Below are 12,872 nucleotides of genomic sequence, written 5' to 3'. Positions count from 1 at the left end.
TGTAGTATTCCAGGACGAGAATTCCAAGGTCTTACGCTTCTGCCTTGTTGGGGCGAAACCTGTGCAAGAACTCTTGCGTGCGCTGCTCCCGTGGGGCCAGGAGAACCTGGCTTGACGGCCCTTGTTCGACGATTCCGCCGTCCGCCATGAAAACCACGTCTTCGCCAACCTCGAGCGCAAATTGCGTTTCGTGAGTGACGACTGCCATGGTCATGCCGCTCTCCGCGAGGTCCTTCATCACTGCCAGGACCTCACCGACAAGTTCCGGATCCAGCGCCGAGGTCGGCTCGTCGAAGAGCATCAACCGGGGTTTCAGGCACAGGGCCCGGGCAATGGCCACGCGTTGTTGCTGCCCGCCGGAGAGGTGCGCCGGGTAGGCATCGCGTTTGTCGGCCAGTCCCACGCGCTGCAATTGGCGCGTCGCCTCCGCCATGGCGTCGGCTTTGGAAACACCCAGCGTGTGCACCTGGGGCATCGACAGGTTTCCCATGACAGAGAGGTGCGGAAACAGGTTGAACTGCTGGAAGACCATGCCGATGCCCAGGCGCTGCTTTTGCATGGCACGTTCACTCAGGCGTCGCGGACCCTTCGGCGTCAACTTCACGCCCGAGAGTTTCCCGTCGAACCAGATTTCGCCGCTGTCCGCATACTCCAGCAGGTTTAGGCATCTAAGCAGCGTGCTCTTTCCGGAGCCGGACGGTCCCATGATGCTTACGACCTTGCCCTCCTCCAGGGAAAAATCGATACCGTTGAGGACACAATGGTCACCGAAGGACTTGACCAATTTACGGGTTGTCAGCAAAGACATAGGAATTGCTCCTGTGGCTGGCGGAATGGATGGTGAATTTTGCCGTGCCGATCGCGCTGGAGTGAACTCACACAGCGTCGTTGGGCGGCGATCTCTGGTTGGGTACTCATCTTGTCATGTTTGTTCATTGCACGATGGATGCCGAGTTAATTTCCATGGCTTCGAGCCCGTACTTTTTGAAGACTTTCTTGTACGAACCATCGGCAATCAACGCATTGACGGCTTCGGCCATGGCCTTCGCCAACTCGGTATTACCCTTCTTGAACTGGATACCGATCGGGGTGGCCTTGATGTCCGGAACCTCGACCGCACTAAAGACCGCACCCTTATCCGAATGTTCGGCGTAGTAGAGGTTGTTGGCGTAGCCGCCCAGGAATGCATCGGCGTTCTTGGAGAGCACCGCCAGGCGCCCCTCCGGCGGGCCCTTGTAGGTGAGGACATTGACGGGCGCGGACCCCGCGGCCTTGCAATCACTGGACGCCGATTCGACGTAGTCCTGGAAGATGGAACCCTGGGGTACGCCAATGCGAAGTCCGCAGAAGGACTTCAGGTCGGTGATGTTCGCCGGGTTCCCCCGCGGGACCAACACGCCGTAGGTCAATTTCGCGAACTCGACGAAGGTGGCCGACTTCAGCCTTTCGGCGTTGATGCTGGTGGTTTCCCAGACCGCGTCAATCTTGTCCGCCTCAAGTGCGGCAGCCTGGCCCGGGAAGGGCATCGTGGTGAACTCGCCCTTGAGTCCGAGTTGCTCCACGGCCAGGGTCGCCAATTCATGCGAGATGCCGGACTTGTCCTGGCCATCGTTGAGAAGCATGGTCATCGGGGCGGTCTGGTATGACGCACCAATCCTGACGGCTCCGGCGCTCTTGATATTTGCCGGCAGCAATGCGGCGGCCGACGGCGCAAGGGCGGTGGGCTGATCGCTCGTGCCCGATCCTGCGGGAGACCCGCAGGCCGAGACGGCAACTAGCGTGGCAACGGCGAGCGCTGACAATAGGTATTTACGTGACATTGAAACTCCATCCAAGTAACCGATATTGCGGACATGATTGCTACACACTGCTGGTGAGGCGCTCCGGACCCCGAGGGGTGAGCGACGAGGGGCGAATTGGCCTAGCCCCGATGGTCCCAGGCCATTCCCACGTCCTGAGAGTCCGCAATCCGATAGATCTTCTCGGCGAGTGCCACGTCCAGGACACTGAGGCCAAAGGGGGAGAATACCACTGTGCGTTCGGTAGTCACCACGTCGGTTCCGAGCAGATGCGGGAGTTCCAGGATGTCGGTGGTCTCCAACCCCTGTGCAATCGCGCGACCCAGGCTCACGGGCATGCTGGCAACATCCGAGACTCGGTCCGTAACATTCAGGACGCGGGAGAAGTACTCCGCGGGCAAGTCATCCGCGGAGATATTGAGAATAATCTTCCCCTCCGTCGGCAGCAGCTCGAGGTCAATCCACGGCTCCTCGGCCGAAGTTCCCAGCACCACAATGTTGGCGTCGCGCAAGATCTCTTCCGTACTTCCAACGGAGGCCTTGACGCCCCGCTCGAGCAGCGACGCCACCAGCTCATGCGCCCGGTCCGCGACGATGTCGCTCACGACCACGCTGTGCACGCCGGAATACGTCTGGATAAGTTCAGCACAGAACGCCTTGGCCAACGCCCCGGCACCAACCAGTCCAATCGGGCCATCGCTGGGATCAAACCCGAACCGCTCGGCGGCCAGGAATGCCGACGCTGCCGTTCGGCGGAGATTGAGTTCACTGCCCTCCAAACATGCCAGCGGCGCACCGGAGCCGGTGTCGGAAAGCAGCAGCAGGGTATTCAACGGGGGGATGTCCCGTTCGACATTCCCACGGAAATTCGAAACCCATTTGGTTCCGGCCGCGCCGGCGCCGCCTTCGACGCCGGCATGGGCCGGCAGGGAGACGAAGCGCGATGTCGCCTCGTTGGGAATCTTCAAAAACGTTGTCTTGGCGCTGGTCGCGTGGCCGGCGGCAAGCGAACTGTACGTGTCGATGACGACGGGACGGACAATTTCGGGTGCATCGGCGAGAATTCTCGAGACATCCGTACGATTTAGAAACTTCATTTTGTGCCAGAACTCCTCAGGTAGTGAAAAAGACAGGGATCTTGATTCAATCGAAATGAAATCCCTGAGATTAACCGATGACCTCGGCGGCCTTGACCATCATGGAATCGGGCATATTCCACTTCTTGAAGACGGCGGCGTAGGAACCGTCCTTGATCATGTTGTTGACCAGTGATTCCAGGGCCCGGGCAAGCTCGGCGTCGCCCTTCTTGATCTGGATGGCCAGTTTTGTCGGCGGGATCTCCGGGAGATCGACCGCGGAGAATACGTTCCCGGAGCCGGTTGTGTTCGCAAAATATACGGTATCGGGCTGCGCGCTCATGAAGCCGTCAATGTTCTTTGACTGCAAGGCGGTACGCCCGCTGGGTGCACCGTCATAGGTGAGCTGGTTGATGGCCGGCTTCCCCCCGGCGACACACCGCTCCGATTGCTCCTTGACCAATCCGACGAAGATGGATCCCATCGACATGCCGATGCTCAAACCGCACATGTCGGACATCGAGCCAATTGCCTTGGGATTGCCCTTGGTGACGAGCACGGATGTGTTCGCATTGGCGAAGTGGACAAAGGTCGCCGCCTTGATGCGTTCTTCGTTGACGCTCGTTGTCTCCCAGACAATGTCGATCTTGTCTGCCTTGATCGCGGGAGTCTGCCCCGGGTAGATGATGTTGCTCCAGGCCGGGCGAAGGCCCAGTTTTTCTGCGCCGAGGCTCGCCATCTCGTAGGAGAGGCCGTCCCGGACCTGGCCGTCCTTGATCAGCATGGTCAGGGGCGGCGTGCGGAACGACGCGCCAATGCGAAGTTCCCCCGAGTCCCGCAGGCCGGCGGGAAGCATCGCCCGACTTGTTTCATCGACGGTCGTAGCAGCGGCCGTCGTAGCGCCCCCCTGTGGCAGTTGGGCATTGCCGGTGGAACTGCACGCTGTTGTTGCAAAGACGGCCAGCAGGGCGACTGAAATCAATTTGCGCATTTATGGGCTCCAAGCTTTTGTTTGAGGGGTGGAGTCGGATGACGGCTACTTTACGCACTACCCGGGTAACGTGTCAACAGATATTTTCGACTCGACTTTCCCCATCGACTCAATTGACACCAGTCGGCTGGATCACTAGTATGTGACGCCCGCCACGAAACCAAGACGCATCGCTGACCAGGCCTTCGGCGGCCTGGTCAGCGATGCGTCTTGGGTGGGGAGTGCCGGCCATGTGCGTTCTCGCGCGGGCCGGACACGCGTCATCGTCTCCATGCGGGCGCGTCGGCCCGCGTGCGACCGTCAGTGCGGTGCGCCTACTTCGTTGGCACGAAGGCCATGACGCGGGCGGGGCTGCCCGTGCCCCCGACCAGGCGCAACGGTGCCACGACGATCAGGGCGCCGGTGGGCGGCACCTTGTCGAGGTTGGTCAGCTGCGTGACTCCGTACTTGTTGGCGCCGTGCATGTAGTAGTGCACGGGCGTGGGCGGATCAAAGGTCGGCGAGGCGCCCGCGTCGGTGCCGACGGTTTGCACTCCGATGCCGACGATTCCGGTCTCCTGGGCCAGCCACTTGGCGCACTCCGGCGCGATGCCGGGCGTGCGGGCCGACCCGGAGGCATTATTGAGGAAGGCTCCCACGTCGTGAACGCGGGAGTCCCAACCGGTCCGGTAAAGCAGCCAGCCGCCCTCCGGCAACGCGCCGTGCGCGGCCTCAAACTCCCGAACGTCTTCGATCGTGAGCAGATAGTCCGGATTCTCTTCGACCTGCGCGGTGCGATCAATGACCACGGCCGGGCCGACGAGACGCGGGAGCGGCACGCTTGCGACGTCGTCGCCGCCCTGACCGCTAATCCAGTGCATGGGCGCGTCGAGGTGGGTGCCCACGTGCTCACTCAGCTCCAGATGGTTCCACCTCCACCGCGGCCCGCGCTCGTCAAAGTGGGACAATTCGGTCATCTTGAGTCCGATCGCATTCACGAACGGCTCCGGGACCCGCATCACCGGCGAGCTCTCGGACAGCGGCTGGGTCAGGTCAACGATTTCGACCTTGCCTGAGGCGAGGTCGGCGAGCAGATTGGAAACGGCATCCGAAGGGTCGGTTACGGCAGGCATGTGCAACTCCAGGTCAGGAAATTGATTGTCAGTTCTTCGTTCGTGCAACGGTGGCGTGGCTGAAATTCACTTTTCGAGTGATCAGATTTCCATAAGGTCCGTTCCAACCAAAATCTCCCCGTCGTAGGTCTCACGCACCAATCGCGTCCATTCGCTGACACTGACAAGATCGTTGTCCGGCAGAATGTGGTTGAGCACCAGGCAGGGAACATTGGCCTCCTTGGCGATCCGCCCCACATCCCCGGGCGCCGTGTGGTCATTGCGGTAGTGGGACAAGACCGTCTCGTTCGCATTGGGAAAAGTCTTGAGCATTGCGTCGTAGTGCAGCACCTCGTGCACAAGAACGTCGCTCCCCGTGGCAAACCGGACAATCTCGTCTTCACCGCCGCGGTCCCCGCTGAATGTGACGTCCAGATCCGGCGTCTTGAACCGGTACGCGACCGCCGGGACCAGGCCGTGGGAGACACGCAACGCACTGACGGACACGAGGTCGTCGGACATCATCGCCAACTCGTCGGTCTTGATGGCTCCGTCCATGTCGATCTCATTGGCCCGCGGGATGGGGGCGAACGGCGACCGGCCGGTTTCGCGCTCCCGCAATTCAAAGTCGAAGGAATTAAGCCGTACGTAGTCGCTGATATAGCCGCCGAGGCGCGGTGGTCCCCACACGTCGATGGGCTCGCGGCGACCCGCGTACCACGCGTACGCCATGAAGTTGCCCAGGTCGGAGTTGTGGTCGAAGTGCTGATGCGTGACGTAGATGTGGTCGACATCCTCAAATCGCAACCCGGCCTGGAGAAACTGGCGAGGCGCCCCGGCCCCGCAATCGATCAAGTACGGCTTGCCGTCGACGACCAGGACGCTCGCCGGCCCGGTGCGGGTCTCATTCCGGTGAATCGTTGGCCCTCCCCCCGTCCCCAGCAGGATGAGCCTCGTCCGTGCGGCATTACGGACGACGGGATTCTGGGACGACTTCAACAACGGCTCAGTCACGGCGTATTTCTCCTTTGGTGATCACGTGGCGCTTGTGTGTACTATTATACACACTTCACTCCGGTGACATGTACTATATTGTGTCAGGGCAGGTTAGGCGAGAGCCGCCTTCGAGTTGCCGGCCACCCAGGTGCCCAGGACGGTGGGGTCGATCTTGACGTCCACCACCATTGGTCCTACCGGCTGCTCGAGCCACGGACGCAGCTGCTCAAGGTCGGCGAGTGTCCGAACGGTCACCCCACGGGCGCCGACCGCCGTCGCCATGGCCGCAAAGTCGCGGTCCGGGAAACGCACCAGATCGACGTCCAGGCCAATCGGCTCGAAACGGTGCACTTCGGCCCCGTAGGCGGAGTCGTTGTACACCACCGCCAGCAAGGGAACGCTGTGACGCACCGCGGTATCGAGTTCCTGCGGGCTGAGCATCCATCCGCCGTCACCGATCGTCACCACGCTGATGCGGTCGGGCCGGGCGATGCCGGCTCCGATCCCCACGGCGAGGCCAAGTCCCACGGATTGGAAGGACTGCGGGTACATGAACCCGACGCCGTCCGGCGCATCGAGATACTTGGCCGGCCACCCCATGAAGTGACCCGAATCGATCGTGACGGTACGTTCCACCGGCAGGAGTTCGTTGAGTGCCACGGTGAGACTGCGCGGATCCAAACCGTTGGTGCCGTCGACCGGCGTGAACTCCGAGGACGGGTCATGATTGGCCAGCCGCTCGGCGAGTTCCTCCGTTCGGAAGCCGGTCTGCCGCCAGTCGCTGCTGGCGAGTTCTTCGGCGAGTGCGCGCGCAGTCGCGGCCGCGTCGCCCTGCAGCGCAATCGCCACGGGCCTGTGGGCGCCGATGGCGCTTGCGTCGACGTCCACCTGGATGATCGGCACGTCCGCCCGGATCATCTGGCTATTGCCGGTCGTCCAGGCGTTCAGGCTAGCCCCAAATGACAACACCAGGTCGGCCTGCGTCAAGATCTCCGCGGTCAGCGGCGAGGCAAAACTGCCCGCGATGCCCAGGTCAAACGACGCCCCCGCGAATATTCCCTTGGCGGGAGCGGACACCGTGAGCACGGCGCCGATCCGCTCCGCGAGCGTGACAAGGGAGGCGCAGGCCCCGGAGCGGATCGCCCCGCGACCGGCGACGACGACGGGCCGGCGAGCTGAGCGGATGAGATCGGCGGCGGCCGTCACCGCCGGGGGCGACGGCCACGGCGGGTCCGCCAGCGGCATCGACTCGGGCGCGGCGCTGTCCGCGGGGACTTCGGCGTGGATCAGGTCCAACGGCACCATCAAGACGATCGGGAGCATCTCCGCCTGGGCCCGGTACAGGGACCGGGCGAGGTCCTCGACCGCGGTGCCCGGGGCGCGCACCATTTCAACGCCGGCTCCCAGGGCGTGGCAGACGGCGGCCTGGTCGATGTTCAGGTTGCCGTGCCGGGACGTCCTTGGCGTGTCGATCACCACGACGACCATGGGCGTACGACTCTTGATGGCCTCCGTCAGTGCCGTCAACCCGTTGGTCAGTCCGGGGCCTTGGGACAGCATGGCGATACCAACCTGGCCCGTGGTGCGTGACCAGCCGTCGGCAAGACCCACGGCACCCGCCTCGTGATTCGTCCCGCAATACGTTACGCCGGCCGCACGGGCGGCATGGACCAGTTCGTAGTTTCCGCTGCCGGGCAGGCCGGCCATGAACGACACGCCAAGTTTCGGCAGGGCCGCTCCCATGGCTTCAAGGACCAGGCTCATGCCCCCACCTCGTTTCTCCGGGCAACGGCCCTGTCCCGGTTGACCAGCGCCAGCGACTCGGGCACGGTCGACCCCTGGGCGGGGAAAAGAGGGCTCGGCACGCAGCAAGAATGTGTCGTATTGGCGCATCCCAACGGGCCGGCCGGGCACGGCGAACGGCGGCCGTCCGTGAGGACCTCCCCGTAAGTTTTGGATAACTGAGCGACCTCGAGCATCTGGAGTCCTCCGGTAGTTGCGGTATTGGGGATGCTGGACATGGAGTGCTTGGCCACGTCGTTCCCGACCTTTTCATTAACTCTTCACCATGGTGAAGTGTTATCAATATTGCGGGATGATTCATGCAGAGTCAAGCCGGGAACCGGCCGGCCGGGTTCACACCGTATCCATCGAGATCAGCATACGGTCGGCCGCCGTCCCGGTAAGCTCTGAGGCATGCGTCGTGAGTTCAACAAGGCAGAGACCTCCGCCTCAGCCTTTTACCGCCTGCTGACGGCCACTGTGGTCCCGCGTCCCATCGCCTGGGTGTGCTCGCGGTCGGCAGCGGGTGTCGACAACCTGGCCCCGCACTCCTTCTACACGGTCGCCTCCGTCAACCCGCCGATTATTCAGTTCACCTCGGTCGGGGAAAAAGATACTCTGAGGAACATCCGGGCCACCGGTGAGTTCACCGTAAACCTTGCCCCGGAGGAACTCTTTGAGCAGGTGAATGCCACGGGAACCGCGTTCACGGAAAGCATCAGTGAATTCGATGCCGCCGGGCTGACCCGCGAACCGAGCCTGACCGTTCGTGCGCCGCGGGTCGGGGAATCCCCGGTCGCCCTGGAGTGTCGCGTGCACCGGATTCTACCGATGGGCGACTGCACGCTCGTCTTTGGTGAAGTGGTCCATGTGGCCGTGTCGGAAGAGGTCCTGGACGGGGTGCATCCGCGGATCGATCTACTGAGGCCGCTGTCCCGGCTGGGACTCGATGAATGGGGAACCATGGGGCAGATTCGACGGATCAAACGCATCCGGGTGGACGACTGGCCCGGTCATTTTCGCCCCTGAACGCACCGCGGTCAGGGTGCCTGGACCCTGGACAGAAGCTCAACCAGCTTGGCCTCCTCGATCAGGTCCGCCCGGTTGTTGATGCCTGTGGACACCAGGATATGGTCGACAAATTCCACAAAATCGGCCACGTTGGCCGCCGTGACGCCGCTGGCCAAGGCCAGGGGGTGGTCGCCGAGCCCCTCGCGCAACGCTCGGAGCCGGGTGACGTCCACGGCCTGTCCGGTCCCGGGGCCAGAGGTCGTTGGGACATCCACGTATTGACGTGCCAGCCGCCCGAGCGCCGGCAGTTGGGCGGGCGGCACCGGCGCCTGGTACTTGAAGGCCACCCCACCAAAGTGCAGGCCCTGCCATCCCGTGTGGCTTCGGGCCGCGGCGAGGTCCGCGACCTCCTCGCCCACTCCCCCGTCCGGGGCACCTGTGAGCCTCAGCCCCGCATTGTCGGACCAGATCGCATTCAATGGAATGTCCGCCCCAAAGCGCCCCGCGAGGATGTGGAGCGCGGTTGCCGCCGATCGGTGGATGAAATTGACGCCCAGGAACGCCTCGGGGTAAATGTCACGAACGGCATTGATGCTGTCCATCAACCGTGCGTCATCGCTGTCATGGTCAATGAGAAAGACGCCCGCGATCTCGTGCGCAAAGGCGACACGCACCTGCTGGACCACCTGCGCGGTCCCGGCCACATGAATGACGGGATACACCCGGGTCGTCGTCGTCGCCCCCACTATCGGACGCCTTTATCAAGGGCGGTGATCAGATCGAAGTGCCGCTGGGCCGGCTCCCTCAAGCCGCCATAGACGCGGTGGAAAATTGCAATCGCGTCTTCCCGCTTGGACGTCACGGGGAAAAGCGCGCCCCCCATGCCTGGATCCAGGAAGGGAAACTGCCGGAAGTTGTGCATGATCTGGGTGCGGTTCAAGAAGGCCTCGGCATCGGAGGCCGGGGCCAGGGGATCGATGGACCCGAACATCTCGACAAACTCCTCATAGCGACGATTGAGGGCCGCAAGGTCCCATGCCCGTTCCACCAGGGACGAAAGTTTCGGATTCCGCGAGAGATGGCCCACCACGAGGCTGCAGTACCCGGTGATGCCGAGCTCCGTGGCCAAGCGAAGAACTTCCTCCTCCCGGTCCCCCGGGGCGATCCACGTTCCATCCTGAACCGTTCCGAACCCGCGGAATCGCAGTCCCCGGGCCAGCCGGCTTCGCTCCAGCCGCATGTCTTCGGGCAAGGTATGCAGGAGGACGGTGATGTCGTCGTCGAGATACTTTGATTCGCGGTCGCCGAAAAGCTTGGCGTCGCCCTCTGCCAGGAGCCGCTCCAGGCGATCGGAGAGTTCGTACCTGACCACTCGGCCCTGCTTGCGCGGGGCAATCAGGCCCCGCCTGGCCATGCGGCTCAACGCGACCCTGGAGGCGCCGGTCGAAAATCCGAAGTCACCGAGCAGCCGGACCAGCCCGCCGGACCACACGCTCTCGGCGCGATGGCGGACGTTGTCGGCCAGGACCGTGAGCATCAGGTCCTGGGGCTGCGGCGGTTCCAGCCAGCCGTCGACCGATATGGCGCCTAAATCCGCAGCTGTCTCTTCGCCGACCAATTGTTCACCCATGGGGGAATATTACTTCCGAGCGGAGAGGGATGTCGAATGAATCGCCGCGGCGGCGGCGGGCGACACCCACACGAGGGGCGCACAATCGCCTTCCCGCCCGTCCCTGGGCGCGGGGTTGACAAGTCCAAAGGCCGAGGCCCATGATTGTTTACACCTAACGCTGGTTAGTGGTTTACTATTAGTTCAAGATCCAGGCCGAAGGCAGTCCTGCTGCCGACGGACAAGTGAAAGTGGCGATGTCTGTGACGTGGAAAATGCCGGAGTCGGCGGGTATCAAGCGACATCCAAAGTTCATCGCCGCGGCCGTTCAGGCCGCCCCGGTCTTTCTCGACCCGGACGCCACGGTGGCCAAGGCGCGCCGTTTGATCGCCGAGGCGGCCGGCAACGGCGCCCGCCTGGTGGCCTTTCCGGAAGTGTTTGTGCCCGGCTACCCGTACTGGAACTGGACCATGAATCCGGTACAGGGCGGCAAATGGTATGAGCGCCTGCACAGTGCCTCGATTGAGCTTCCCGGCCCGCACGTGGACGCGCTGTGTGCGGCGGCCCGGGAATTTCAGTGCCATGTGGTGATTGGCGTCAATGAGCGCGGCGGCCCCGGGATTGGGTCCTTGTACAACACGGTGTTGGTCATCGACGACACCGGTCAACTCATCGGGGTGCACCGCAAGCTCGTGCCCACCTGGGCCGAGAAGCTGACCTGGGCCCAGGGCGATGGGAGCTCGCTGGAAGTCTATGACACCGAATTGGGTCCGCTGGGCGTGCTGGCGTGCGGCGAGAACACGAATACGCTGGCGCGTTTTAGTTTGTTGGCACAGGGTGAACTCATCCATGTTGCCAACTACATCGCGCTTCCTGTGGCACCGGCCGAGTACGACATGGTGGAGGCGATCAAGGTACGCGCCTCGGCCCACTCGTTCGAGGGCAAGGTTTTCAGCATTGTCTCGTGCTCGACGGTTTCGGAAGAGATTATCGAGGCGGTGGCCGGCGAGGATGCGCAGGCCCGCGAGCTGCTTTCGCGGTCCAATAGTGCGTTTTCCGGAATTTTTGGCCCCGACGGCCGCCTGCTGACCGAGCCACTGATTGACGTCGAAGGCATCGTCTATGCCGAAGTTGACCTGAGCAAGTGCATCCAACCCAAACAGATGCACGACATCGTCGGTCACTACAACCGCTTCGATATTTTCGATCTTCGGGTCAACAAACGCCCCAACCGTCCCGTGAGGATATTGAACGAAACCGGTCCTGCGGACCGAAATTATTCCGGCACTGAACCAGAGCAGGAATCCGAGAATCTAGTGAATGACATTGGCACGTCCGGCAATTCACAGCTGTGGCGGCCCATACGGAGGAGGAGCAATGAGCACAACTACTGACGATCAGATCGGTCGCGCCCGGGTGAAGAACACCGCGGAACTGGAAACCTTCTATTCAGAGCTCGAGGCCATGGATGCCGGCGCCCTGTGGACGGTGGCCAACGACATCGAACCGTGGCAGCCGAAGCCAAAATCCGTGCCGATGCACTGGAAGTACGCGGAGCTCCGCCCCAAGGTGGTCGAGTCCGCGGCGCTGGTCACCGGTGACGATGCCGGCCGGCGCGTGGTCTACCTGGCCAACAAGGGTCGCAGGGACGTCAGCGCGGCCGTCGGCCTGCTGTATACCGGCCTGCAGATCATGAATCCCGGCGAGTCCATGTCCGCGCACCGTCATGCCGCCTCGGCCCTGCGTTTTGTCATCGAGGGCGAAGGCGCCTGGACGATCGTGGAAGGCGACCGCCTCAAGGTTGGCCCGCGGGACTTCGCCATCACCCCGCGCGGCACCTGGCACGAACATGGAAACAACTCCGATACCAGCCAGGTCATCTGGCAGGACGGGCTCGACATCCCCCTGATCAACGCCCTTGACGCGGGTTTCTACGCCGTGCACCCCGAACTCCACCAGGTCCCCGGCAAGGTGCTGAACACCACCTTGATGAAGCACGGGGCCGGCACTCTCAAGCCGGTGGGCTTCGGCTGGGACAAGAAGTACTCGCCGCTGCTGGCTTTCCCGTGGGAAAAGACCTACGAGGCACTGCAGAACCTTGCCACGGTTTCCGACGGGACGCCCTACGACGGCGTCATCATGGAGTACGTCAACCCGGTGACCGGTGGTTCGGTCATGCCGACCATGGGCGCCCACATGCAGCTGCTCCAAGCCGGGCAGGGCACCTTGTCCCACCGCCACACCGGCAATGTGGTCTACACCGTGGCCAAGGGCGCCAAGGGCCACTCCATCATCAACGGCCAGCGCTTTGACTGGACGGAAAACGACATCTTCGTCGTTCCCTCCTGGGCCTGGCACGAACATCACAATGACGACGCCAATGATGACGCCTGCCTCTTCTCCTTCAATGACTTCCCCACCATGAAGTCACTGGACCTTTGGGTTGAAGAAGGCTACGACGCAAACGGCGGCTCACAGTACCTGGACTTCTAGACCCCCATCACCAACTGCTCCGCC

At 62.7% G+C, this 12,872-nt stretch carries 12 protein-coding genes; 3 read left to right on the top strand and 9 right to left on the bottom strand.

What is annotated here, in order from left to right; genetic code table 11:
• Positions 1-31 precede the first annotated feature (31 nt).
• The 7 genes from AB4Y80_RS07510 to AB4Y80_RS07480 all read right to left on the bottom strand — a co-directional run bounded on the left by AB4Y80_RS07510 (position 32) and on the right by AB4Y80_RS07480 (position 7,717).
• Positions 32-808, bottom strand: a complete 777-nt coding sequence (locus tag AB4Y80_RS07510; protein ID WP_442213270.1) for an amino acid ABC transporter ATP-binding protein — start codon at positions 806-808, stop codon at positions 32-34.
• Positions 809-932: 124 nt separating this feature from the next.
• A complete protein-coding gene (locus AB4Y80_RS07505; RefSeq protein ID WP_442213267.1) occupies positions 933-1,820 on the bottom strand; it encodes a transporter substrate-binding domain-containing protein in 888 nt (295 codons plus the stop codon).
• Between the two features lie 101 nt (positions 1,821-1,921).
• Entirely contained in the window at positions 1,922-2,896 is a 975-nt protein-coding gene (locus AB4Y80_RS07500; protein ID WP_442213265.1) for an NAD(P)-binding domain-containing protein, read from the bottom strand.
• Between the two features lie 70 nt (positions 2,897-2,966).
• A complete protein-coding gene (locus tag AB4Y80_RS07495; RefSeq protein ID WP_442213263.1) occupies positions 2,967-3,866 on the bottom strand; it encodes a transporter substrate-binding domain-containing protein in 900 nt (299 codons plus the stop codon).
• 314 nt (positions 3,867-4,180) lie between these two features.
• Positions 4,181-4,978 carry a cyclase family protein gene (locus AB4Y80_RS07490; RefSeq protein WP_442213261.1) on the bottom strand — a complete coding sequence of 266 codons (798 nt, stop codon included), beginning with the start codon at positions 4,976-4,978 and terminating at the stop codon, positions 4,181-4,183.
• Between the two features lie 81 nt (positions 4,979-5,059).
• Positions 5,060-5,971, bottom strand: coding sequence for an MBL fold metallo-hydrolase (locus AB4Y80_RS07485; protein ID WP_442213259.1), 912 nt, complete (start codon positions 5,969-5,971; stop codon positions 5,060-5,062).
• 93 nt (positions 5,972-6,064) lie between these two features.
• Positions 6,065-7,717: a thiamine pyrophosphate-binding protein gene (locus tag AB4Y80_RS07480; protein WP_442213257.1), complete on the bottom strand. Its 1,653-nt coding sequence runs from the start codon at positions 7,715-7,717 to the stop codon at positions 6,065-6,067.
• Between the two features lie 432 nt (positions 7,718-8,149).
• Here AB4Y80_RS07480 and AB4Y80_RS07475 point away from each other — a divergent pair, with 432 nt between their 5' ends.
• Positions 8,150-8,764, top strand: a complete 615-nt coding sequence (locus AB4Y80_RS07475; protein WP_442213255.1) for a flavin reductase family protein — start codon at positions 8,150-8,152, stop codon at positions 8,762-8,764.
• Positions 8,765-8,775: 11 nt separating this feature from the next.
• On the opposite strand, the gene AB4Y80_RS07470 is transcribed toward AB4Y80_RS07475, so the two are convergent.
• A complete protein-coding gene (locus AB4Y80_RS07470) occupies positions 8,776-9,492 on the bottom strand; it encodes a hypothetical protein (RefSeq protein WP_442213253.1) in 717 nt (238 codons plus the stop codon).
• Entirely contained in the window at positions 9,492-10,376 is an 885-nt protein-coding gene (locus AB4Y80_RS07465; RefSeq protein WP_442213251.1) for a PaaX family transcriptional regulator, read from the bottom strand. Before AB4Y80_RS07465 ends, AB4Y80_RS07470 begins: the two co-directional genes overlap by 1 nt.
• A 224-nt stretch (positions 10,377-10,600) precedes the next feature.
• Here AB4Y80_RS07465 and AB4Y80_RS07460 point away from each other — a divergent pair, with 224 nt between their 5' ends.
• Both AB4Y80_RS07460 and AB4Y80_RS07455 read left to right on the top strand, forming a co-directional pair.
• Complete coding sequence (locus AB4Y80_RS07460) at positions 10,601-11,749, top strand: carbon-nitrogen hydrolase family protein (protein WP_442213249.1); 1,149 nt, start codon at positions 10,601-10,603, stop codon at positions 11,747-11,749.
• Positions 11,733-12,848, top strand: a complete 1,116-nt coding sequence (locus AB4Y80_RS07455) for a cupin domain-containing protein (protein WP_442213247.1) — start codon at positions 11,733-11,735, stop codon at positions 12,846-12,848. The genes AB4Y80_RS07460 and AB4Y80_RS07455 overlap by 17 nt, the downstream gene beginning before the upstream one ends.
• Positions 12,849-12,872: the final 24 nt, after the last annotated feature.

Origin of the sequence: Specibacter sp. RAF43, assembly GCF_052114065.1 — a bacterium.
Taxonomy (GTDB): domain Bacteria; phylum Actinomycetota; class Actinomycetes; order Actinomycetales; family Micrococcaceae; genus Specibacter.
This window is presented reverse-complemented; position numbering and strand designations above follow the sequence as displayed.